Source organism: Larkinella fluvii, assembly GCF_051857545.1.
GTDB lineage: Bacteria > Bacteroidota > Bacteroidia > Cytophagales > Spirosomataceae > Larkinella.
The window spans coordinates 131,961-157,499 of sequence record NZ_JBPZHB010000001.1 but is presented as its reverse complement, the minus strand read 5'-3'; the positions used below and the strand labels follow the sequence as shown (position 1 = coordinate 157,499).

Genomic DNA, 25,539 nt, shown 5'->3' with positions numbered 1-25,539 from the left:
ACACGCTCAATCGGGCTTCCGCTTCGGCTAAATGGGTAGCTCCGAACGGGTTTGACACAAGTAACCATTTACTTAGTCCATACAATTATGAAAACTGTACGTATCCTGGCCCGCCAGATCGGGTTGGTGTTCAAACACGGCGGATACAGAAAAATGCTTTCGGAAGGCAGCCACTGGGTTTGGCCGGGCGAAACCGTATACGTCTATGAACAGGATGCTTTGTTGCAGAACCCGCCCTGCGACCTGACGGTATTGTTGTCTTATCCGGAGATTGCCGATTTGCTCGACATGGTTGAGGTGAACGACAACGAGATTGCCCTGCAATTTGAGAGCGGCCGTTTCCAGACCATTCTGCAAAAAGGTCGCTGGGCGTATTGGAAAGGCATTAAACAGTATACATACATCAAGGCTAATGTAAGCCAACTCGACATTCCGGCCGACATCAACCTGATTTCGCTGATGCCTCAGCCGCTTTCAGCGTTTGTGCGCACCTACACGCTTGAAGCCTACGAAAAAGGAGTTCTGTTCATCGACTGGAAATTCGATCAGATCTTGACTGCGGGAACGTATCACTGGTGGAAAAACAACATCCCCGTTCATGTGGCGAAGGTCGATACACGCCAGCAACAAGTCGAAATCGCGGGGCAGGAAATTCTGACAAAAGACAAAGCGTCGCTGCGGTTGAGTTTTTTCGTCCAATATGTCGTTCAGGATGTGGTTAAAGCACTGGTCGACAACAAGGACTACGAGAAACAGTTGTATGTATCGGTTCAACTGGCGTTGCGCGAATACATTGGCGGTTTTACACTCGATGAGTTGTTAGACAGGAAAGGCGAAGTCGCACCGTATATCCTCCAGGCAACGGCGGTCACGGCCACTCAGTTGGGCGTTGAACTGCGGGGTGGCGGGGTGCGTGACATCATTTTGCCGGGCGATATGCGCGACATCATGAACCAGGTGCTGATGGCTGAAAAGAAAGCACAGGCCAACAGCATCATGCGCCGGGAAGAAACCGCATCGACCCGCAGCCTGTTGAACACCGCCAAGCTGATGGAAGACAACGAGATGCTCTGGAAATTGAAAGAGATGGAGTATGTCGAAAAAATCGCGGACAAAATCGGTTCGATTTCCGTCTCTAACAACGGCCTGATGGTCGATCAGTTGAAGGAAATTCTGGTCCGTCGGCGAAACCGCTAATTTTGTAAAATTCCCGACCTTCCTGAAAGATAGATCAACACTTTTGGGAAAGTAGGGTAAACATAAACATCATGGAAACTTCCGTTTTACTTGAAGATATTTTGATACTGGGACCCATCCCGGAATCGCTACATACCCCTTTTCTGCGGGTGGCCAACGGTTTGATGCAACGCGCCGATTACTCCAAAGAAAAAGTGATGGGTTTACTGGCGCAGATGCTCCGGAACCCCAAGAAATTCGCCTATTCCAAAAACAAAGTTACCAATCTGGCCCAGGCGGTTTACGAATTAAACAAACAAGGCATTGCTATTCCGCTGAGTGAAACCGGTATGACCTATCTAGCGCCAGAACCTGCTCCTTACATGCTGAATACCAGCGAAAAACAGGCGGATCACGTCTTCGACCTGCGCATCGATGCGTTACCGTATGCGGTTTTTGGTCGTGAACAGATCGAGGAAGGCGCTTTGAAACAGATGGAAACAGCCGCCAGCCTGCCTATTTCCGTAGCCGGGGCATTGATGCCGGATGCGCATCAGGGCTACGGACTGCCGATCGGGGGCGTTCTGGCGACGGAAGCTAATACCGTTATTCCCTTTGCGGTGGGTGTCGACATTGCCTGCCGGATGTGTCTGTCGGTCTTCGATCTGCCCCCGGCTTTTTTGAAACGACAACCCGATCTCCTGAAAAAATCGCTGGTGGAAAAAACCAAATTTGGGATGGGGGGTGAAACCCGCGACAAAATCGACGAAACCGTCATGGATTTGCCGGACTGGCAGGCCACCAAGGTGATCCGCGACCTGAAAGACAAGGCTTACCGGCAATTGGGAAGCTCCGGAACCGGAAACCATTTTGTCGAATGGGGCGTCGTGGAGGTCTACGAACCGGATGACCAACTGAACCTGCCACCGGGCGAATACCTGGCCCTGCTCTCCCATTCCGGCTCACGCGGTTTTGGCGGAAACGTCGCCAATTACTATTCCAAACTGGCGATGCAGAAAACCCGGTTGCCCAAACAGGCGGCTCATTTGGCCTGGCTGGACCTGAACACGGAGGAAGGACAGGAATACTGGATTGCCATGAATCTGGCCGGTGCGTATGCTTCCGCCAATCACCACGAAATTCACCGCAAACTGGCGAAGGCACTAGGTGAAAAACCGCTGACGATGGTCGAAAACCACCACAATTTTGCGTGGAAAGAACAACTCGCCGACGGCCGTGACGTCATTGTGCACCGGAAAGGAGCCACCCCCGCCGGGGCCAATGTGCTGGGCATTATTCCGGGTTCCATGACCCAACCCGGTTTTGTGGTTCGCGGAAAGGGTCATGCGGATTCGCTGAATTCGGCCTCGCACGGAGCAGGACGGTTGATGTCGCGGACGCAGGCCTTCAATACCCTGACGCGCTCCCAATGGAATAAGGCGTTGAAAGAAGCCGATATCCAACTGATCGGTGGCGATCTGGACGAAGCGCCGATGGTATATAAAAACATCGAAACCGTCATCGATGCCCAACGTGATCTGGTAGCGGTTTTGGCCAAATTTACGCCAAAAATCGTCCGGATGGCCGACGCCAACCGCAAGGAAGGTCGGGAAGACTGAGCAGCGTTGTTGCTTCGTTCTTCCCACTTTTACCCGCATTTTTTTCAGACGACAGCCCGTTTCCTGGAATCTGCACCGTGCCATTTCAGCCGTAAACTGTCAATTTTCGGCAATTTGCCGTAACTTTGTCGTACGGATTTTATGAAAAACCTGCGCCAGCTTCCTTTCCTGCACCGGCTTTTCTGTCTGTTGATGGCCATCAATGTCCTCAACTTCAGCATCGATGCCCCGGATCATCTCACCCTGTCTGCCAGTCAGAATTGGGGTGCAGAAGATCTGTCGGTCAACAAAATGGAAAGTATCGGTGAGGTTTTGCTTGAAGAGGTTCTGGCAATTCCCAACGCTGTGCCTGAACGGGATGATCCAGATCATCCGATTCCCGTTAAACTTGTCAAGACGGTTTATGACTGGACCGCACCCACGGTGATGGTTCCGCTACAGAAAATACCCATTAGTTCTTTATTACTGATTCCCAGGAAGTATTTCTTCATGGCTTCCTTCTATTCATCTCACTCTCCTGAGATCGATTCTCCCCCGCCCAAACAGGCCTAATTTCCCTTTTGTGTGAAGAAATGACCGGTTGCCAACATTCGGTTGCCCGCTTGTTCCTTCCGTTTTTCGCATCCGCCGGTTGTCGTCACCCGCTGTTTTGCTGCGTCGGTTCTTCGTGAATCGGTCACTGTGCAATTCTCCCGGTACTGGCAATTGTGTGGCCATGCCATTTTTTTCTTACAATACCTTCAGATCATGATCAAATACATGACCCTGGTGGTCCTGCTTTGGAGCGGGATTGCCCGGGCCCAGGACACGCTGTCCATTCATCTCCGGCAGGCTGACAGCCTGTTCGTTGGAAGAAATCTGCTCGCACTGGCCGGGCGTTACCAGATTGAAGCCGCTCAGGCTGAGGTCATTCAGGCGGGTTTATTCGATAATCCTACGATTACGGCAGAACTCAATGCCTATAACCCGGAACGACGCCGGGCACTGGACGTTGGCAAACAGGGACAAAAATTCGTAGCGATTGAGCAACTGCTCTATACCGCCGGGAAACGAAACAAACGAATCGCGCTGGCGCAGGAATCCGCTCACCTGACCGAGCTGGGGTTTCGCGATCTGCTCCGGGCACTCCGTTTCGAGTTACACACCCGGTTTTACGAAATGTACTTCCAGCAGAACACCCTGCGACAATACGACCAGCAGCTTGTGATTTTGCAAAATACGGTCAATGCGTTTGAGGAGCAGCACCAGCGTAACAATGTTTCGCTGCTGGAACTCCTGCGGCTCAAGTCACTGCTCTTCCAGCTTTCGAAAGACCGAACCGAAATACGATCCCAACTTCTTGATCAACAGCAGTTTTTACAAACCCTGCTTTCGACCCATCAGCCCATCCAACCGCTGGTAGACGAAGCGGCTTTGGTCCGTTTGCAACCGCCGGTTCAGTCGCTGGACTCATTGCGAAATCTGGCTCTCCAAAACCGCCCGGATGTTCGCATCAGCGAATCGCTGACCCGGCAGGCCCAGCTCAACTACAATCTGCAAAAAGCGCTGGCCAGACCGGATGTGCGCGTCGGTGGCGTTTACGACCAGTCGTCCAATTACATCCAGAATTACACCGGGTTGTCGGTTTCGATGGATTTGCCGCTGTTCAATCGCAATCAGGGAGCCATTCGGGCGGCCAAAAGCCAGATTGGGTATCAGCAACAACTGCAACAGCAGAAAACGATTCAGGTCGAGAACGAGGTGACGGCGGTTTGGCAAAAAATCCACAACGCCGATCAGATGATCCGCTCGGTGGAAGGTCGTTTTGCGGAGCAATTCGAAGAGCTGAACAAGGGCGTGCTCGCCAATTTCATGAAGCGGAATATCTCCCTGCTCGAATTTGTCGACCTCTTCGAAACCTACACTGAAAACATCCGGGACCTGAACCGCCTGAAAACCGACCGCATGGCGGCTTACGAGGAATTTAACTACATCATGGGTATCACCCTCTCAAACTAATCAAATGAACAAAATCATCCGCATCACCTTCCTGCTGGCGGCAGGAATGGGACTATTCAGTTGCGATACGCCACCGGTTGCAGAAGAATCAAAAGCGTTTATGCTGTCAGATACGATGCTGAAACGCATTCGGCTGGACTCGGTTGTGAACCAGCCCGTTCGAAACGAATTGACGCTGGTGGGTCGCGTTGTGGCCGACGAAAACAAGGTCATCAAGGTGTTTCCGTTGGTGGGTGGCAACGTGGAAACCGTGCCGGTTGAGTTAGGCGATTACGTCCGCAAAGGGCAAACACTGGCGCTGATCCGATCCGGTGAGGTGGCCGATCTGGAACGACAGATGATCCAGGCGCAGTCGGGTTTGCTGGTGGCCCAGAAAAACCTGCGCATTGCTCAGGATCTGAACGAAAGCAAACTGAACGCCCAGCGCGATGTGGTTCAGGCGCAAAACGAAGTCAGCCAGGCCGAAGCCGAACTGGCCCGGTTACGGGAAGTCTTCCAGATTTATGGTCTGGGTAAAACCAGTAACTACACGGTAAAAGCCCCCATTTCCGGGTTCATCATCGAGAAAAACGTCAATCCCGGCCTGCAACTCCGGGCCGACAACGCGGACAATCTCTTCACCATTGGCAACATCAAGGACGTCTGGGTGATGGCGAACGTCAATGAAAGCGACATCGGCCGGGTCAAAACCGGGATGGCGGCCCAGATCGAAACGCTGAGTTATCCCGATGCGGTTTTTCGGGGCAAAGTAGACAAAATCTACAGCGTACTCGATGCCAACACCAAAGCCATGAGCGTGCGAATTCGGCTGGCAAATCCGGATTATAAGCTGAAACCGCAGATGCACGCGACCATCCGGCTGACGCTGGAAACGGGCCGACAGCTGGCAACCGTGCCGACCGATGCGGTTATTTTCGACCGATCGAAAAACTACGTCGTCGTCTACCGCAACCGGAACGATCTGGAAGTCCGGGAGGTGTCCGTCCATAGAACCCTGCGGGCGGTCACCTACATCGATTCAGGGCTGAAGCCCGGCGAAACCGTGGTTTCCAAAAATCAGATCCTGATTTACAACGCCTTGAACAACTAACTCATGAATCAGTTCATTCGGAATATTGTCGGTTTTTCCCTAAAAAACCGGTTTTTTATCTTTTTCATGACCGCCGGTCTGGTCATCGCCGGGGTGTTCAGTTACCTCAACACGCCCCTGGAAGCGTTCCCCGATGTCACCAATACGCAGATTATTGTGGTGACGGAATGGAACGGCCGGAGTGCCGAAGAAATCGAACGTTTCGTGACCGTTCCCATCGAAGTAGCCATGAATTCGGTGCAGAAAAAAACCAACGTCCGCTCCGTCACGATGTTCGGGTTATCGGTGATCAAAATCATTTTTGAAGATGACGTCGAAGACTTCTTCGCCCGGCAACAGGTTAATAATCAACTCCGTAATATCGCGTTGCCCGATGGTGTCGAGCCGGATGTGCAGCCGCCGTATGGCCCAACGGGTGAAATTTACCGCTTCACGCTGAAAAGCGACAAGCGGGATAGTCGAGAATTGCTGACGGTTCACAACTGGGTGATCGACCGGCAGTTGCGGAGTGTTCCGGGCGTGGCCGACGTCGTGGCGTTTGGCGGTCGGCAGAAGATCTACGAACTGCGCGTCAATCCGACACAACTAGCCAAATACGATCTGACACCGCTGGAAGTGTACCAGGCCGTCACCCGCAGCAACATCAACGTCGGGGGCGATGTCATCGAAAAAAGCGGACAGGCGTATGTGGTTCGCGGGATTGGGCTGTTAACATCCATTCAGGACATCGGCAACATCATCATTGAGGAACTGAACGGCAACCCGGTTTTGGTCAAAAACGTCGCGGAAGTGGCCGAATCGCAGTTGCCACGCGTAGGGCAGGTAGGATTAGATGAAGATGACGACGTAGTGCAGGGCATCGTGGTGATGCGGAAGGGCGAGAATCCCAGTGAAGTGCTGGAACGCGTGAAGGCGAAAATCGAACAATTGAACACGCGGGTCTTGCCACCGGACGTCAAAATGGTGACGTTCTACGACCGCGATAACCTGATCGAGTTCTGTACGCATACAGTTCTGCACAACCTGACCGAAGGCATCGTACTGGTGACGGTGATGGTTTTTTTGTTCATGGCCGACTGGCGAACCACGCTCATCGTTTCGATTATCATTCCGCTGGCGTTGCTGTTTGCGTTCATGTGTCTGAAATTGAGGGGCATGTCGGCCAATCTACTCTCGATGGGAGCGGTCGATTTCGGGATCATCATCGACGGGGCCGTGGTGATGGTCGAGGGAATTTTTGTCACCCTTGATCATCAGGCGCATAAAGTTGGCATGGCTAAATTCAACAAACTGGCCAAATTGGGGCTCATCAAAAAAACCGGTGGCGAACTGGGCAAGGCAGTTTTCTTCTCCAAACTGATCATCATCACGGCCCTGCTGCCCATTTTCGCGTTCCAGAAAGTCGAAGGGAAAATGTTCTCTCCGCTAGCCTGGACGCTCGGTTTTGCCTTGTTGGGTGCGTTGCTGTTTACGCTGACGCTGGTGCCGGTTTTGTGTTCCATTTTGCTGAAAAAGAACGTCCGCGAAAAGAACAACCCCATCGTCAATTTCTTCAACCGCATCGTCATGGCGGGTTTTGGCTGGTGCTACGGTCGTAAAAAGTTCAGCATCGTGGTCGCTTTGCTGCTGATGGGCGGCACCTTTTTCTCCGCCCGGTTTCTCGGAACAGAGTTTCTGCCGCAACTGAACGAGGGCGCACTGTGGGTCACGGCCGAGTTGCCCATGAGTCTGTCGCTGCCCGAAAGCGTGGAGATGGCCGGGCAGATCCGTCGCGATCTGAAGACGTTTCCTGAAGTCAACCAGGTGCTTTCGCAGGTGGGTCGTTCCAACGACGGTACCGATCCGAACGGTTTTTACTTCTGCCAGTTTCAGGTCGATCTGGCCCCCAAAGACGACTGGAAACGCAAGCTGTCGGTGGAAGAACTGACCGATGAAATGGACCGAAAACTGCGGAATTATCCGGGCATTGTCTACAATTATTCGCAACCCATCATCGACAACGTGGCCGAAGCCGTCGCCGGTTACAAAGCCAGCAACGGCGTAAAAATCTTCGGGCCGGATATTTATAAGCTGGAAAAATACGCCGACCAGGTTCTGAACGCCATGAAAGACGTCGAAGGCGTCCGGGATTTGGGGGTCATCCGCAATGTCGGACAACCGGAGATCAGCGTGTTGTTTCATGACCACAAAATGGCGCTATACGGGGTCACCACGGCAGATGCACAGGCCGTGATCGAGATGGCCATTGGCGGAAAAACCGCATCGGTTTTGTACGAGGGCGAACGCCGGTTCGACATTCGGGTCCGGTATCAGGACGAATACCGCCAGAGTGAAGAAGACATCATGAGCCTGATGGTTCCGACCCTGAAAGGAGGATTGATTCCGTTGCGGGAAATTGCTTCGCTCAAGAAGCAAACCGGTCCGGCTTTTATCTATCGCGACATCAATCAGCGGTTTATCGGCGTCAAGTTTTCGGTGCGCGGTCGCGATCTGGGCAGCACCATTGCCGAGGCCCAGAAAAAAGTCAATGCGGCCATCAACCCGGGGAAAGATTATTCGATGGAATGGGTTGGGGAGTTTGAAAACCAGGTGCGGGCCACCGAGCGGCTGGCGCAGGTCGTCCCGATCAGTCTGGCGGCCATTTTCGTGATCCTGTTCATCACTTTCGGCAACACAAAAGACGCTGGTCTGGTGTTACTCAACGTTCCGTTTGCGCTGATTGGCGGGATTCTGGCGTTGCACGTGACGAGCATGAATTTCGGCATTTCGGCAGGGGTTGGCTTCATCGCCCTTTTCGGGATCTGTGTGCAGAACGGAGTGATCCTGATCTCGGTTTTCAACAAAAATATGCAAGGCCGGATGTCGCTGGACGAAGCCATTCGGGACGGGGTGCAGTCGCGCATACGCCCCGTGGTCATGACCGCACTGATGGCGGCCATCGGACTGCTGCCAGCCGCCCTTTCCACCGGAATTGGATCGGAAACCCAGAAACCGCTGGCGATTGTCGTCATCGGCGGGTTGATAACCGCCACCGTTTTGACGCTACTGGTTTTTCCCATCATCTACCGGTTTTTCTACCGTCACCGGGTTCACCGGCTCCAGGATTTGGACGAATAATCAGGCCGGCCCTTCACTACATGACTTTCGCTTGCTGCCCCTCGAAGAAGTTTGGTGCAGCAAGCGAATCATAACCAATCCGTTATTTTTTTCACTTAAACACATCAAAACATGAAATGCAATCCATTCATTTCCCGATTAAAAATCCTTTTCAGCCTCCTGGCTTTAGCTACCATCAGTTTCAATTGCCAGGATAAAGCCGGTGCCGACTTAATTAATGAGGCTGCTCGTTCGGGGTTATCCCTGGGGGCTTACAGTGGCTTCAAAACGGCGTTTCCCCGCGCCCAGTCGGTGACTTGGAATCATCTTCAGGATCGAATTTGGGAAGCCCGTTTCACGGAAGGAACCACTGCAAAAGTCGCTCTCCTCCAAACGAGCGGACTCGTGGTTGAACAGGGCGTGGTGCTCAGTCCGGATTCAGTACCGGCAATCACCCGAACGTATCTGAGCGAAACCTTTCCCGGAAGCAGCATCCACACGGTTTTGACGGACGTCAATGACGAAGCGAATAAGCCTTGGCGGGTCATCCTGCTGGATGCAACGAACGCCCGGATTTGGCGGGTTCTGCTCAACAGCGATGAGACGTTTCATTCCGTGACAGAACTCTGACAGATGAACACCGGGGTTAAAACGGATACCCCACGGCAACATTTAGGATCAAATTCTCCCGGCGCCAGGCCCGGTTGCCGGGAGCAATTTCGTCCGCCACCCACTGCTGCCCTTCCGGCAACCACGGTTTGCGCAGCGGAAACGCCAGGTCGAACCGGACGACAAAATATGACACATCCACCCGGAGACCCGCCCCCGTGCCGACGGCCAGTTGTTTGTAGAAATCGGATTTAAACTGCGTTCCAAGCCCGTATAATGTATTATCGGAGTACATCCAGACGTTGCCGACGTCCAGGAACAAGGCTCCCTGGAGGTATTTATTGAATTTGGGACGAAGTTCGGTGTTGAATTCCAGCTTGATGTCGCCCCCGCCGTCCTGAAGCTGCACCGTACCTTCCAGATTTCGGGTAAAAATTCCGGGGCCAACTGCCCGGGGGCGGAAGGCCCGCAAGCTATTGGCGCCCCCGACAAAATATTGCTTCACAAAAGGCAATTCCGTGGAATTGCCGTAAGGAACGCCAAATCCACCAAAAAACCGGTTGGCCCAGGTCAAATTTTCCGATACTTTAAAAAAATGCCGGCTGTCGACATCCATCCGAAAAAACTGCGAATAGGGTACACCAAAAATCGCTTCCCGCCCTTCTTCGTTGGTCTTGCGCGTCAGCCACGAGGCCAGATTACCGGCGGGTTCAATATTGACACTCAACCGTTGCGTATACGCGGAGGTGGTACGGGGTGATGAGCTGAGATTATATGTATACAACGTACTCAGAATAAGCTGTTCGGAGCGAAGAATATTGATATACTGCTGCCGCGTGCTGGGGTCGTCTTCCAGGGCGAAGAATTTTTCGGTAAAATTAGAAGGCAGCACGTAGTTGATGCTGATGGGCTGAAAAATGTGCTCCGTTTGCGGATTGCTGCGCCACGAATAACCGAACGTGGTCAGAAAAGAATTCAAGTGGTATAATTCACCCCGAACGATCAGATCATACCCCAGTGAAACGATGGTTTGGGGCAGCGCCTGTCCGCGCTGGTAATATTTAATGGGAATCGGCGTAACCAGCCGGGGAAACGTCAGACTGGTCTGAATGCCGTAGCGGTAGTTGGCAACACCCTGCCCGCGCGCGCCTACCTGGAATTCAATTCCGGCATTGGCGCTGATGGTGAATAAGTCGGACCGGCCAAAAACGTTCCGGTTTCGCCAGTTCAGGGAAAGTTGCGACCCCACGAGGTTGTTGGAGCGGCTGGTGCCGGCAATTTCCAGTCGGGCCGATTTTTTAGGATAAGGCGTCAGGAAATAATGCACATCCAGCACCGCCGAATCGCCTTGCTGATCCGCTTCAAACCGGTTGCGGACAAATTTAAACGACCCTACGTTGATAAACCGTGACAAGGTCTGATCCTGCGCCCGGCTGTTGTACCGCTTCCCGGGTTGCAGGGCAATGATGTCCCGAAACAACTTGGGATTGTAGATACCGGCAGGATCGACAATATTTAGTTTACCAAATTTAACTGCCTGATTTTCTGACGTATCCGTTTGGGTTGTATTGGAGGAAAGGCTGTAATTGGGATAGACATAAATATCCCGGATGGAATATGGTAATAAAGCCGCCGGTGGCGTTTCAGGCTTGATGGCCAAGTAGAGCCGGGTACGGTGTTTTCCCAGCGCACTATCGGCCAAGACCGCGAGGTAGTCGGGCTGGAAGTAGAAAAAACCCTGACGCTGCAAGGCCTGCGTGATTCGTTCCCGTTCCAGCTTGATCAACTCAAAGCGGTAGGGATTGTCTTTCTTGAGCAAACTACGTTTTCTGACCTCTACCATCGGTTTCCGCAAAGACGTTGAATCCATCAGAAAGGCCACTGAGTCGATGTAATACCGTGGTTGCACCTGCACCTGATACACACCCGTAGCCTGATACCCTTCTTCCTTCAAGCTGCCCGAAACCGTCGATCGGAAATACCCTTCATTTTCCAGAAATCCCATCCAGATCTGTGCGTTGGACGACAACGCCTTGGCACTCGCAAAAACCGGCGGTTCTCCGGCCTTCCGCCGAAACCACGCCCGAAATCCTTTCTCTTTTTTGGGTTCGCCCATCAAATAATACAACCCGACTTTATACGGATAGCCGAACAATCTCTTGTTGGGTTTCGGACGCGCCATGTCGGCCAGTGCCGTTTCAATCTGCCCTTTTTCGGTTTTGGAAACGGTCGAATCCACCTGAACATTGATTTCCGTATCGACGTAGAGTTTCTCGCCGGGCGGAATGTGTCTGGCAACGTGGCAACCCGTCAGAATCAGGAAAAAAGATATGTATGCTAAACCGTTTCTCATTGGTTCACTTTTTCCTCCGGTTTTTTAAAGATTTCACTCAACTGGTTGTAATCGACGGTGATGACAAAACCAATGCCGGTTTCGATTACATACCCTTCCAAAACCGCCTGGTAATCACTCTTGCGATACCCCCGCATCATGTAGCGACCGTCGCGGGAGAGATTATAGTTTAACGACAGATTATCAAAGACTTCGTTCGGATTTCGGGTAATGGTACTGTTATTTTTTTCCAGCACAAAATTACGCCCCACCGAAACCGTCAGCCGACCATTCAGGAAGCTGCGCGATACGTCCACATTGAGGTCGGTTCGGGAACCCACTGTGTTGTTAGCCTGTGCCGACTGGGTCGACGAAAGCAGATCGAAATTAACATCGAACCCTTTCAGCAGACTGGAAGCAAACCGCTCCAATTGATCCGACAGAATCTTGCTGACGCTGTTCCGGGCAATTTCTTCGGTATTGATCCCACCCCCTGACGAACTGGATGATGTTTCGGCAATAAAACTACCCAATACCATCAGCCCGAAAACCTGCTTATTCAACTGGGATGGGTCGTTCCGCAACTGCGTCAGCTTGGAATTGACCGCATCGATCACCGCGCGGGAAGCCAGAAAATCTTCTTCCGGCATCTTAATGTCGAAACTGATGTCGGGGGCTGCCAGACGGCCTTTCATTTTCAGCAAGACGTTGAACGGTACTTTCTGTTTGGAAGCCGTCCGGAGTTGCTCGCTGGTTTCATTGGCAATCAGGTTCGAGGGAACCGCCGTAGTCTGGTAAACCGCCGTAATGTCGAGTTCAGCCCGCAATGGATCGCCGGTCCAGGTGATGTAGCTGCCTTTCTGAATCGAAAACTTGCGTTTGAGGACCTGATAGGTTAACGAATACTCCCCTTCGGTTACATCATATCGACCGAGCAACGAAATCGCTCCGCTCTGGCTCACACCGACGTTCAGGCGGGCATTGCCTTTGATGCGCAGGTTGTCGCCGTTCAGTTCATCGACAACGACGGTAATTTCGGATTTTTCGTTGACTTCCAGGCTCAAATCGATCTGGGCATTGCTCAACTCCTTGAACGCCCGGCTGCGCAAGGCCGTGTCGGGCCGGGCCATCACCAGGTATTTCCGCAACGCCAGGGTGTCATTGTGGTCGATAAAGGTGACAATCTCGCGGGCCTCGTTCACCGAAGCCGTCTGATCAGGCAACACCATCGTCACCTTGCTGTCATCCTCCAGTTTAATCGAGCCACCAATGGTGGGGCTGGTGCCGCTCCCGCGAATGCTGAGGTTGGCGCTGATGGCGGCATTCCCGTACGCCAGATCGTTGTCCTTCCGGGTGGCATTCAACACCTGAAATTTCGTGGCATTGATGCGCAGGTTATACGCCACATCGGGCAGTTTCCGGAGCGTTATGGTTCCGTTGGTGGTCAAGCTGCGGTTCAACGCGTCCCGAACGCTGAAATCCTGGAACGTGATTACTTTCTCGTTGAAACGAATGGTTTCCTTGTCGATTTTATACGTGGCGTTCAGATACGCTACGTTGAAAGCCAGTGAATCGAACGACATCGAACCGTTCATTCGGGGTTGATCTGTCGAACCGGACACATCGACCTGCCCGCGCAACCGGCCCGACGTCTGCCGTAACTGACCAAAGCTGAACGCTTCAATCGTTTGCGCGCTCAACTCTTCCAGATTGATTTTGAAATCCAGAGCATTCGCCGGGTCCGATGACTTATAGAATCCCGTTACCCGCGCACTATTTCCGGCACCTTTCAGGGCAATGTCGGTCGAAATCCGCTGATCCGTCGTGTTTTCAAAACTGGCGGTTAGATTTCCCAGCGGTTTTGCCATCACCTTTAGGCTATCGACGGTTACATTGCCGGTAAACGACAGATTGGTCATCACATTCCGCAGGATGACATCGCCGTTCAGCAGTCCGCCCGCCAGCGTGGTGTCCTGATTGGCCAGTTTTGCCATGTTCGTCAGGTCGATGTTCTCCACTTTCACTTCCAGGGGCGCATTGGGTTTCGGAACAATGCTGTTGACCAGAATCTTCTGGGAACCGGTTTGGAGCAGGAATTTATCGGCTAGAATACCGTCCTCGCTGTATTGAATATAACCTGTCGTGTCGCTCGTCCAGCGCTGGTAGTTGGTCATCATCCCGTCCGGGTTGAACCGGAACTGATAGGCGCGGTCGGCAACGCCGAGATTTCCGGACAAAGCATACCAGGCCCGGCCCGTTGAATCTTCCGAAATAATATCGAAATGCAAGCGGTTTTTAATGGCTTCCCCGTTGAATTTGGTCACGTTCAGGTCAACCTGAGCCGTGTGAACCGCGTTGATCTGACTCTGGATCAGCAAACGGTCATTGACCGCCTGAAGTCCCATCGTTACGGTTTGAAACCGCATGGTGTCGTACTCGATCGTGCCGGTTTTCAGCAAAGCCGACAGGGTGGTGTCTTTTGTATTATCGATGTATGCTTTCAGAGTGACGGGGTCCATTTTGGTCAATGCGGGCACGAAAGCCGTCAGCAAAGGGTGCTGGTTGACCGTCATATCGATGTTGAAACTATAGGGCGGATTGACCGGGTTGTAGGTCAGATCGGGCAGTTTGATGTATTTGCTGAATTCACCCACGACGATATCGTACAGGCGGGTGTAGTCGAACTGACCGTCGAGCTTCAGAGTCGCGAAGGGAAGTTTGGCTTCCACGATTTTCCGAACGCCTTCCGGTGCCGCTTTGACATAAAACGAATCCAGCGGATACGTTTTGCCATTGAAGCGCACAACCGTTTCCCGGGCCGTCAGTGTGCCCACCGGATTGACCGGGTCGGTGGAAGCGAAATCAAACCGCATCCGGCCTTCGACGCTGAGCGGATCTTTGTAAAACTTCAGTGCCGTCACGTCCAGCTTCTCAATCACCAAACCGCCTTTCACGCTGGGATAGTCTTCCAGCAAACCGACCACTGAATTCAGAGCCAGCCTGGCGTTCGGATCATCCAGCGTGCTTTTGGCCGTCAGGATACCCTTGTCCAGTTCACCTTCAGCCGCAAAATTCTGGTAATTATACCCGTTCAGCTCGGCTTGCCGAACGTTGAGCCGAAACGTGGTTCGCATGGTTTTGACATCGATTCCCTGTCCATTGACGGTCGCATCGGCCGTAATGCTGCCGAGCATGGCCTGCTGATTCAGCCAGCGACCGGCTTCAAAATTCGCCAGGGCCAGTGTTCCCCGATACGCCTGGCCTTTGCCAGCCACAAAACCCCGCACATTTCCGTCAAAATCGACATTGCCCCAGTCGGTTTGCAGCGCGGAGTTGATGTTCAGATTATCGAGTTCGCCCTGAAACCGGCCCGTCAGCCGCAATTTAGGCGGAATGTTGAAGGAATCCGGCAAGGCTCCTTTTGGCACCAACTGCCGAATATCGCGAAGCTGCGTTGAGCCTTCGGTCAGATTGATGTCCATCGCCATCCGGTTGGCATCGGTCACGTTGCGCAACCGACCGCTGGCCCGCAAGCGGGTTCCCGACAACATATCAAGTTCAAACGTCGGAATGCTCAGATTCGCCAGCGTTCCCCGCATCAAAGTGTTGACCCGAATAACCGCCTGACGGTTTCCGGCAAAGGGCGCGGTGGTCGCCAGAAAAGGCGCCAGTTGCAAAATGTCTGCCACCGCCAGCCGACTTTGTTTCAGGTTGACCCGAATCCCCACACGCCCGGCTTCCTGCGGACGGCTGAGTTGCCCGATGGAGTCATACCGCAGAATGAGTTGATCCCTAATGAGTGTTTGGGGCGTTTGAACCAGAAGCCGGTTGATCGACGTCAGCGTATCGCTGTAAACCACGTCGGCATCGAGTCGCTGGAGCGCAAAACCGCTTTGATCCCGGAAACGGCCTCCGCGAAACTTCCCGGATATGACCTGCGGGCTGTATTGCAGCGCCTGTGCCGTCAGCGATAAATCCTGCAAATCGAGGTGGCCATAATCCAGGCCGGTTTTCTGTTTGGGCTGATTTTGATCGTCGAACCGGATGCGGTTTTTAGCCAGTGCCACCCGCCCGATGCTGGCCCGCCAGCCACCCGCATCGTCGGTGGTGGCCGGAGTAGTGGTGGGCGGAGTTGCTTTTTTAGTCGGTTTGGTCAAGATGGCCGAAATATCTGAATTTTCGAGTTCCAGGGATTTGATGCCGATGCGATGCCCGTCCAGATACAGATAATCGGCGTTCATCGCCAGCCGTCCGACCGACCCTTTGGTTTGGAAATCAGCCTCTTCCACTTTAACATCCCACCGCGCCCGGGTCAGTTTCCAATTGCCCAGTTTGAGATCCATCGTATCACCCGGTGCCGACGTATCAGGCATTTCCGGGGTAGGAATTGCCGGATAAAGCCGTGTGTTAGCTATTAAACCGTCTATACTGACATCACGAAGATGGTATTGGGATTTGTCAACGTTGGTTTTGTCAAAATTCGCCCGTAGTGTATCGACGTACGCGCCCACCTCCGCGCCCACCACGTCATCTTTGTAGCGAATCCGAACGTCTTTCAGCGTAATACCGGACAAACTGATGTCCAGCGGAGCCGCCGTGGTGTCGACTGGCTGGGGTGGCCCACCCGTGTCGAAGGCGTCAATGATGTATTGAAAATTGAAAGCCGTATCGGGCAGTGTACGGTTCAGGTTCACGCTAACCTTCTCCAGTTCGATCTGGTTGAGCGCAACCCGGTTTTTCAGCAGACCCATCATGTCGAGATCGACCCGGAGTTTCTGGCCCGCCAGAAGGGTATCACCTTTGGGCGTAATAAACAACACATCTTCCAACGCAACGTAATCCGGAATTTCGTAGGTAATCCGGCCAATCCGAAAAGGGCTTTTGATTTTTCCGGCCAGGTAGTTGTTGACCTGACGCGTCACAAATTCCTGCCCCCAGGTTGTCGTACCGATTACACCGAGGAACCCGATTATCAGAAAAATCAGTGCCAGTATGGCAAGAGAAAAAAACGTCAGAAATTTTTTCACATTCCTTGAATCAGTCACCGGATAACCAACCGCCTACCCTGTTTTCTGCCTTTACTTCTTATTCAATACGTACTTTAGACGCCGAATGTTGAACGTGGGGTCATATTTGTACAAAAAAAATAATAGAGACGATGTCAATAATCCGGCCAATTTCCTTCTTCAATAAACCGCGCAGAAAGTGATTATGTTATAGTGATGTTACTTCTTGATTCTGTTTTACTTTGAAAAAACGCCTTTTGCAATTAAATAAGGGATGATTAGCCAGAGCAGGCCTTTAATGAGAAAGAAAAGAAAGCCCAGCCAGCCGACGCGCTTGAGCCATATTTTGAAACGGTTATTCATGGTGTGGCTATTCGTTTGATCAATACCGTTGTCGAAACCGGGAGTCCCTGAAAGCAATATTCCATCAAAGTTAGCGAACTGCCGATTTATTGAAAGCCGACGCTCCATTTTTGGTTCTTTTTCCGGATGTCAGCCCTCGTCCCGCACTTTATCGGCTCCACTGACTGCCATATTTTAAATTCTTTTAATTATAGATTTCACCCACAAAATACCATCTCTGTTAAAATAACATTACATTTGGTACAATTAAAGTTAGTCCTTGACGGTCATCATCCATTGGAACGCTTTACAGCCGCTGAGTATAAAAATCTTGCCCCCCAGGAGCTATGGCAACGCTTCAAAGCCGGTGACGAACTGGCTTTCGGCGAACTGGCTCAGGGGCATTACCGTAGCTTGTATAACTACGGTTCACGGCTGACTGCGGATTCGGAACTGGTTTGGGATACTATCCAGGATTTGCTGCTGGAATTATGGGACCGACGGGCAACGGTCAGCGATGCGGTTTTTGTCAAAACGTATTTGCTGAAAGCCCTGCGCTATAAACTGCTAAAAGCCCTTCCCCACCATCCGTTGGTTCAGCTCGACGAATCGGAGCCTGCCCAGATGCCGTTTTCCGATTCCATCGAACAGAAAATTATCGATGACGAAAGCCAGACGGAGCAAACCCGCCTGTTACACCAGCTCATGGCTTCCCTATCCAAACGCCAGCAGGAAGTGCTCTACCTGCGATTTTACCAGAATCTGGAAAACCACGAAATAGCCCTGATCATGGGGCTGGAGCGACAGAGCGTCGCCAACCTGCTTCACCGAACCTTCAAGGAACTCCGCCACCAGTGGTCATCCAGCCTGCTTGTGGTTTTGCTGGGAATGATACGGTTATTTTAACGAAAGACCATTCCACGGAACCTGGTTTTGAGCTTCCTTCCCGGAGGGATGGGGCATATTGTAGTATGAACCGTGTTCGGGTATAAGCTGGATGAGTCCCGGAGGGATGGGGCATTTCACACTTACTAAATGGATCATCCCTACGGGATTGTTTTTGATTTTTTGGACGCGGTTGCTACAAAATGGATTATCCCGATGGGATTGTTTCTGATTCTCCTGCTGGAGTTCTGTTTTGCCATCCCATAGGGATGGGGCATTTTGTAGCCACCGTGTCCAATGTATAGCGCGGATGAGTCCCGGAGGGATGGGGCATTTTGTAGCCACCGTGTCCAATGTATAGCACGGATGAGTCCCGGAGGGATGGGGCATTTTGTAGCAATCATGTCCAATGTATAGCGCGGACGAGTCCCGGAGGGATGGGGCATTTCATAATCAAACGATGGGCTATCCCTAGGGGATTTTTTGATTTTCCTGCGTAAGGACCATTACCTTCTACTTCACAGCTAAAAGTTCAGCCAATCAGTTATTGAACTCTTCCCAAAAATAATTTTACTTTTTTTTGGGTATTGCCCCTCCCTCTCCGGCACTATGCAAGTAGAAGCCTTAGAATACCATTTTCTCAATGATTAATTACAGAACGTACGAAGCTGAAGACTTCCTGTTCGATGCATCCTTCCGGCAGTGGACGGCGGAGTCGTCTCCGCAAGCCGCCCTTTTCTGGAACCGGTGGCTGGCCCAGAATCCCGACCGCGCCGACGTGGTTCGGCAGGCTCAGGAACTGGTCCGCGCGCTGGATGACCACTACCGCGACGATGCCACCGAAAACCGGCTGGCGGACGAGCTGAACCGGCTGGTCGGCAAGGCCGTCGAACACCGGAATGCGGAGCTGGACGTGCCGGTTCTGCCGCTGGGGCAACGGCCGTGGTGGCGCTGGGCGGTGGCGGCCTCCGTTTTACTCATCAGCCTCAGTACCTGGCTTTACGTGAACCGAGCCCCCAAACCGGCGGCCGACCCCTACGAATACCTGACCAAAACCGTCACGATACCGCTACAGGAAAAGGTCAATACCGGCCCTAAAGCGATCAATATCCTGCTGAGCGATGGCAGCGTGGTAACGCTGAACCCCAACAGCCGTTTAAGCTATCCCGAGCGGTTTGACAACACAACCCGCACGGTTTACCTCAGCGGTGAAGCGTTTTTCGACGTGATGAAAAATCCGGCCAAGCCGTTTTTGATTTACGCCAACCAAACGGTCACCAAAGTACTGGGAACCAGCTTTCTGGTTCGGGCTTACACGAGCGAAAAAGACGTAACCGTGATGGTAAAAACCGGTCGCGTTTCGGTCTATTCGCAGAAAGATTACGAACAGGCGCAGCAATCCGGTCTCCGGCGCGTCGAAGGGGTGGTGCTGACGCCGAATCAACAGATGACGTATAACCTGGAAGACAACAAGCTGGTGAAAGCCCTGGTGGCAAAGCCGGCGGCTTTGATCGCCAACCGGCCCAGTCGCGAGCAGGTGTTTGAAGATGCGCCGGTGGACAAAGTATTTTCCAGCATCGAGCGTACATACGGCATCAAACTGCTTTTCGATGAGGAAGCGCTGGCCAACTGTCTCGTGAACCTGACGTTTAATGAAGAAAATTTGCTGGAACGGCTGGATGTCATTTGCCAGACCATCGGCGCGTCATATGAAGTGCTCGACGGCCAGATTGTGATCACCAGCAAAGGATGCCATTGAAGTAACTATTCCTAAACCCTATACATTTTAATGCGTTTTACGCGGACCCCATCTCTATCCCTAATCCCATTTGCCTATGATTGAGTAACCCCCTTTCACAAAAAAAGGTCAATGATGGTTCCAGCATCACTGACCCTAACGGCCCCCTTTTTAAGCAACCTCATCCAGGATGAAGAAGGGTATTTTTTGTCTATTCGAAACCCCAAACAGCCAAAAAACAAGCAAAAGTATGAAAAAACTTCGACAACCGCTTAGCCTGTTGCGTAGCTTTATGAAATTGACTTTCTATCAGTTACTCCTGGCCGCGATCTTCACCGGGCTCGCTTTGGCCCGCCCCGTGGAAGCCCAGCGAATCATGGATCAGCGTGTCACGATCCAGGCCACCAACCTCCCGATGAAGGCGGTTTTGAACCAGTTGGGAAAACAGGCCGACGTTCGTTTTGCCTACCGCTCGGCCCTGGTTCAGTTAAATCAGCGCGTGTCGTTCAATGCCAGCAACCAACCGCTGAGCGAAATTCTGGACAAATTACTGAAACCGCTGAGTCTGACCTACTACGTGAAAGGGCGGCAGATCATTCTGAACCTGGAACCCCTGCCGGTTCCGTCAGCCGATGAGCTGTTGCGCAACCACGATGCCGCAGCGGTCGATCAGAACGTATCCGGAACGGTTTCGGATGAAGCCGGGGTACGGCTGCCGGGCGTCAGCGTGGTGGTGAAAGGAACCACCCGCGGAACCACAACGGACGGCAACGGACAATACCGCCTGACTATGCAGACGGGCGATGCGGTTCTGGTGTTCAGTTTTGTTGGCTATACCTCCCAGGAAATTGCCGTTGGAAACCGTACGGAGGTAAACGTCAGTTTATTAACCGACACGAAAAACCTCAGCGAAGTCGTCGTGGTTGGTTACGGTACCCAAAAACGGTCGGATCTGACCGGATCGGTATCGTCGGTCAAGGCGGAAGAAATCAAAAACCTGCCCGTCCGGAGCGTCAACGAAGCTTTGCAGGGCCGGGCTGCCGGGGTGCAGGTAACGCGACCAGATGGCACACCGGGCGGTGGCTCCGATATTGTCATCCGGGGCATTGGCTCCATTGGTGGTATGGCTCCTCTGTATATCGTGGATGGGATTCGGATGGGTGCGGGCAATAACTTCAACCTCCAGGATGTCGAGTCCATCGAAGTGCTAAAAGATGCCAGCGCGGCTGCCATTTACGGCGCGCAGGCTGCGGGGGGCGTGGTGCTTGTGACGACGAAACGCGGCACCAAAATGGACAAAATGAGCATCAACTTCAATGCGTATTACGGCGTTCGGCAACCCCGTAATCTGTATCAGATGCTGAACACGGCGGATTATATCAAAGCCAAACAAGCCTTCGGCGTCAACACGAGCGGATATGGAGATCCGGCCACCTTACCCAATACCGACTGGGCCGACGAAATTTATCAAAACGGGAAAGAACAGAGTTACTCGCTTTCGATGGCGGGAGCCTCCGCCAAAGCCAATTACTACCTCTCCGCCAACTACCAGCGCGAAGACGGCACGATCATCGATAACTCATTTCAACGTTGGGGGATTCGGTCGAACGCAGATTTTAAAATCAACAAACGCCTGAAAATCGGCGAAACGCTGTTTGCCTGGCGGACGAGCACCAATCCGGCGCAAAGCACGACCTACCCGTTTCGCTCGGCTCCGCTGGTTGCCGTCCGCGACGAAACCAATCCGTTCGGCGGCTGGGCCAAAACCGGTTCGTTTTTTACGGGCCCCAACCTGGTCGGCTGGGAAGCGATTCATCACCGGCTCAGCGATCAATACGCCCTTGAAGGCAATGTATACCTTGATTGGGAAATCGTCAACGGGTTAAATTTTCGCTCGACATTCGGGGCCTCCATATTCAGTGGTCGCGATTACACGTTCCGCGAAGCCCACGACTTTGGGGTGGTCCGGAACGCGCTGGCTTACCTGACCCGGACGCAAACGAACCAACGCAACCTGACGGGAAACTTCGTGTTGACCTACGACAAAACCATTGGTCAGCACGAGTTTAAAGCGATGGCAGGTTACGAAGCCTATCAGCAGGACCTGAGCAACCTGTCGGCCGAAGCGCAGGGGTTTCAAATCGTTACGTATAACCTGGGCCTGAGCACCGACCCCAGCACCTACCGCGCCAGCGGTGGCGAATACCCCCAAACCCGGCTTTTGTCGCAGTTTGGCCGGATCAATTACACCTATGCCGGGAAATACCTGCTGACAGCCAACGTCCGCCGGGATGGTTCCGACCGGTTTGGTCCCGCCAACCGCTGGGGGGTATTCCCGTCGTTTTCGGTAGGCTGGAAAGTGACCGAAGAAGCGTTCATGCGGAATATTCCGGCCATCTCGAACCTCAAGCTCCGCGCCAGTTACGGCAAATTGGGCAGCACCAGCAACATTCCGCAGTTTACCTATCAGGCATCCTACGGCGGAACGGGAGGCACGAACATCCACGGTTTGCCGGACGGCAGCCGTTCCAAAGGCTATGCACTGACCGCCCAGCTACCCAACGAAAACATCAAGTGGGAAGAAGTAAAACAGACGGACATCGGCGCCGACATCGGACTATTCAACAACCGCTTGAATGTAACCATCGACTGGTATAGCCGCCAGACTCAGGACATGATTTACCAGGTGCCGGTTCCCCGATCAGCGGGTTTTGCTGCCTCTACGGTGTATACCAACATCGGCCAGATGAGCAACAAAGGGCTTGAACTCGCCATCGACTACCGGGGCAAAGTGGGAGCCTTTACCTACAGCGTTGCCGCCAATGCCGCCTTCAACAAAAACCTCGTCAAGCAACTGAGCGGGACGAACAACAACCCAATCAACGACGGTGCCGGGGGTGATTACCTCGAAAGCACCATTGCCCGGACGCAGGCCGGTTACGCCATGAGCCAGTATTTCGGGTATATCACGGAAGGTATTTTCCAAACCGATGCGGAAGTGGCTACGCTGAACCAGCAAGCCCGGGAAAAAGCAGCGGCTGCCGGCAAACCCACCACGGGCGTGGTGTATCAGGCGGCCGGAACCGGTGCCGGTGACCTGAAATTCAGGGATGTGAACGGCGACGGAAGAATCACCATCGACGATAAAACCTACATTGGTAACCCCTGGCCCAAAATGACCTACGGTTTGACGCTGAATCTGGGCTGGAAAGGGTTCGACGTGTCGGCTTTGTTTCAGGGTGTGCAGGGGCTGGACATTTACAACGCCAACCGCTATTACACGCAATTTTTTGTGGGCGATTACAACACCACGGGCGATATTTTCCAGACCTCTTTCTTCAACGGAAATGGCCTGACCGACCGGCCGCGCGTAGGCTACCAGGATGCTTCCGGCAACTATGTTCGTGATCCGAATTCCAACTACACCCGCATCTCGGACTATTACGTGGAAAACGGAGCCTATCTGAAACTGCGCAATCTCCAGGTCGGTTATACACTGCCGTCGGTGATCACCAACAAGATCAAAATGGGTAGCATCCGCATCTACATGCAGGGGCAAAACCTGATGACGCTGACGAAGTATTCGGGCCTGGACCCCGAGGTGATGGGACGCAACGGAACGACCGGACGCGGAATCGATGCGATCTACTCCTACCCGCGCACCACGCTCCTGTCGATGGGCATCGATGCCAGTTTCTAATTCTCCAGACCTTACTCAGTTGATACAACTATGTTTCATACGATGAAGCCATTTCTGAAAATAGCCCTCTTTACGGCCCTGCTCGGTTTGGCCGGCTGTAAAGAAGATTTTATCGATGTGACCAATCCCGGTGCGCTTTCTACCAACAATTATCCCGGTTCGGTGACGGATTTGGAACAATTGCTGACCGGTGTCTACGGGACACAGCACTCCGCGGGTTTATTCGGCCATAACATTTATGGGAAAGCCTATTACATGTGGGACCATACTGCCGACCTGAGCTGGCAGGGAACACCGACCTGGATTCAACTTGGCCAGAACAACTCACAGCCTAACGACGGTTTTCTGTCGGAAACCTGGCGGGACACCTGGAAAGGCGTTCAGCGCGCCAATACGCTGCTGGTCAACATTGAAAAATACCGCCCCAAAGCGACTTCGCAAACCGATAAAGCGGCTATTGATCTCATGAAAGGTCAGGCCCTTTTCCTCCGCGCCTGGTATTATCAGTACCTGATCACGATCTGGGGGGAAGCCATGATCATCGACGGCCAGGGTGGCGACAAACTGGGCGTTCCCATCATTACCGAAGCGTCGACCAGCCTCGATCAGACGCAGGTAGAACGGGCCACGGTGAAGCAGGTCTGGGATTTTATCATCACCGATCTGAAAGCGGCAGAAACGCTGCTGGCCGGCAAAACCTGGACAGGTGCGAACGATAAACACAAAATCAGCGGTTGGGCGGTCAAGGCAGCCCTCGGCAAAGCGTACGTCTACACCCAGGACTGGACCAATGCGAAAACCTCGCTGGCGGATGTAATCACCAACAGTGGCAAGTCGCTGGTTTCGTTCGATGTCTACAAAACCATGTTCAACGGCAAAAACGAATTCAACTCCGAATCGTTGCTGGAAATGAACCTGAACGTGGACATGACCGCCCGTGGCAACACGGAAACCTCAATGGGATCGAGCATTGGTATGGTGCTGGCACCGACTTACGTGAACGACAACAACCTACCCGCTGCTTCGGCCTGGTCGAACGTGTTTCCGCACGCCAAAAATCTCGCCCGGTTTGGCTTTAACGAAGGCCATTACTTCAAAGCCGGTACCACGCAACCGCTGGCGACCAACATTGATCCGGCGTATATCACCCGCTCGGTGCTGGCGCGGCAGAACAAAACCGTGGACCCGCGCCTGTGGGTGGCCTGCTGGCAGCCTTACGTGGACAGCATGACCGTAAGCGGCAAAAAACGGCCGATTTCGCACTTTCTCGACATCAGTGAAATGGACATGGAAGCCTGGAGTTTCCGGAAATACCTGACGGTCGATGCCACGGAAACCGAAGTCAACATGGCCAATGGCAACAACATTCTGCTGTTGCGGTTAGCCGACGTGTATCTTCTGTATGCCGAAACGCTCATGCGTACCGGTGACAATGCCACGGCGCTGGAATACGTCAACAAGGTAAAACGGCGGGCTTACGGCTATCCGGTCAATACCGCGTCGCCGATCGATTACAAGAGCCTGACCGATGCCACGAAAGCCACCGATGCGGTTCTTAAATCCGATCCGCTCAAGTACGAACGCTGGGCGGAATTATTCGGCGAAGGCCACTGGTGGATCGATGTTCGTCGCTGGCAGTTGGGAGCACAGGAAGCGGCTTATTACCAGCGCATCCGGGGCGGAACCATTCAGTGGGAAGCCACCGATTACGCCCAACCCATTCCGATCGACGAGATCAACTCGAATATCAATATGAAGCAAAATCCGGGGTATTGATCAATTCATTCAACCCTAAAAGGTCTATTGTGACGCCGAATCACCCCGGAGGGGTGTCCTGTTAATAGCATCAGGGGGTCGATCAATTGTTTTAAGCTCCGGAGGAGCGTCCTGAAATCCCAAACCATTATTTAGGACGCTCCTCCGGAGCTTGTATAAAATCATACTTCGG

14 protein-coding genes and 1 pseudogene are annotated in these 25,539 nt (G+C 52.9%); 12 read left to right on the top strand and 3 right to left on the bottom strand.

What is annotated here, in order from left to right; genetic code table 11:
• Positions 1–87: 87 nt before the first annotated feature.
• The 7 genes from ACS5NO_RS00685 (at position 88) to ACS5NO_RS00655 (ending at position 9,609) form a co-directional block, all read left to right on the top strand.
• Positions 88–1,197: a slipin family protein gene (locus ACS5NO_RS00685; RefSeq protein ID WP_439413413.1), complete on the top strand. Its 1,110-nt coding sequence runs from the start codon at positions 88–90 to the stop codon at positions 1,195–1,197.
• A gap of 71 nt (positions 1,198–1,268) precedes the next feature.
• Positions 1,269–2,795: an RtcB family protein gene (locus ACS5NO_RS00680; RefSeq protein WP_439413412.1), complete on the top strand. Its 1,527-nt coding sequence runs from the start codon at positions 1,269–1,271 to the stop codon at positions 2,793–2,795.
• A gap of 141 nt (positions 2,796–2,936) precedes the next feature.
• Positions 2,937–3,347, top strand: a complete 411-nt coding sequence (locus ACS5NO_RS00675) for a hypothetical protein (protein ID WP_439413411.1) — start codon at positions 2,937–2,939, stop codon at positions 3,345–3,347.
• A 195-nt stretch (positions 3,348–3,542) separates the two neighbouring features.
• Entirely contained in the window at positions 3,543–4,793 is a 1,251-nt protein-coding gene (locus ACS5NO_RS00670; RefSeq protein WP_439413410.1) for a TolC family protein, read from the top strand.
• A 4-nt stretch (positions 4,794–4,797) separates the two neighbouring features.
• Positions 4,798–5,883 carry an efflux RND transporter periplasmic adaptor subunit gene (locus ACS5NO_RS00665; RefSeq protein ID WP_439413409.1) on the top strand — a complete coding sequence of 362 codons (1,086 nt, stop codon included), beginning with the start codon at positions 4,798–4,800 and terminating at the stop codon, positions 5,881–5,883.
• A 3-nt stretch (positions 5,884–5,886) separates the two neighbouring features.
• Positions 5,887–9,000, top strand: a complete 3,114-nt coding sequence (locus ACS5NO_RS00660) for an efflux RND transporter permease subunit (RefSeq protein WP_439413408.1) — start codon at positions 5,887–5,889, stop codon at positions 8,998–9,000.
• Positions 9,001–9,111: 111 nt separating this feature from the next.
• The gene (locus ACS5NO_RS00655) at positions 9,112–9,609 is read left to right on the top strand and encodes a hypothetical protein (protein WP_439413407.1); all 498 of its coding nucleotides are present in this window, start codon (positions 9,112–9,114) and stop codon (positions 9,607–9,609) included.
• A gap of 16 nt (positions 9,610–9,625) precedes the next feature.
• Here the strand turns inward: ACS5NO_RS00655 and tamL are convergent, their stop codons facing one another.
• The 3 genes from tamL to ACS5NO_RS00640 form a co-directional block, all read right to left on the bottom strand.
• Complete coding sequence (tamL, locus tag ACS5NO_RS00650) at positions 9,626–11,941, bottom strand: translocation and assembly module lipoprotein TamL (protein WP_439413406.1); 2,316 nt, start codon at positions 11,939–11,941, stop codon at positions 9,626–9,628.
• Positions 11,938–16,947 carry a translocation/assembly module TamB domain-containing protein gene (locus ACS5NO_RS00645; RefSeq protein ID WP_439413405.1) on the bottom strand — a complete coding sequence of 1,670 codons (5,010 nt, stop codon included), beginning with the start codon at positions 16,945–16,947 and terminating at the stop codon, positions 11,938–11,940. The genes tamL and ACS5NO_RS00645 overlap by 4 nt, the downstream gene beginning before the upstream one ends.
• A 216-nt stretch (positions 16,948–17,163) precedes the next feature.
• Entirely contained in the window at positions 17,164–17,397 is a 234-nt protein-coding gene (locus tag ACS5NO_RS00640; protein ID WP_439413404.1) for a hypothetical protein, read from the bottom strand.
• 168 nt (positions 17,398–17,565) lie between these two features.
• Between ACS5NO_RS00640 and ACS5NO_RS00635 the strand changes: the two genes are divergently transcribed.
• From ACS5NO_RS00635 to ACS5NO_RS00615, 5 genes and pseudogenes are all read left to right on the top strand, one after another.
• Positions 17,566–18,174, top strand: coding sequence for an RNA polymerase sigma factor (locus ACS5NO_RS00635; RefSeq protein ID WP_439413403.1), 609 nt, complete (start codon positions 17,566–17,568; stop codon positions 18,172–18,174).
• A gap of 622 nt (positions 18,175–18,796) precedes the next feature.
• Positions 18,797–19,912 carry a FecR family protein gene (locus ACS5NO_RS00630; protein WP_439413402.1) on the top strand — a complete coding sequence of 372 codons (1,116 nt, stop codon included), beginning with the start codon at positions 18,797–18,799 and terminating at the stop codon, positions 19,910–19,912.
• A gap of 229 nt (positions 19,913–20,141) precedes the next feature.
• Positions 20,142–23,591: a TonB-dependent receptor gene (locus ACS5NO_RS00625; protein WP_439413401.1), complete on the top strand. Its 3,450-nt coding sequence runs from the start codon at positions 20,142–20,144 to the stop codon at positions 23,589–23,591.
• A 30-nt stretch (positions 23,592–23,621) separates the two neighbouring features.
• Positions 23,622–24,347: pseudogene (locus ACS5NO_RS00620) on the top strand (RagB/SusD family nutrient uptake outer membrane protein); the annotation flags it as partial.
• Between the two features lie 108 nt (positions 24,348–24,455).
• Positions 24,456–25,367 (top strand): RagB/SusD family nutrient uptake outer membrane protein, encoded by a 912-nt coding sequence (locus ACS5NO_RS00615; RefSeq protein ID WP_439413968.1) that lies wholly within the window; start codon positions 24,456–24,458, stop codon positions 25,365–25,367.
• Positions 25,368–25,539: the final 172 nt, after the last annotated feature.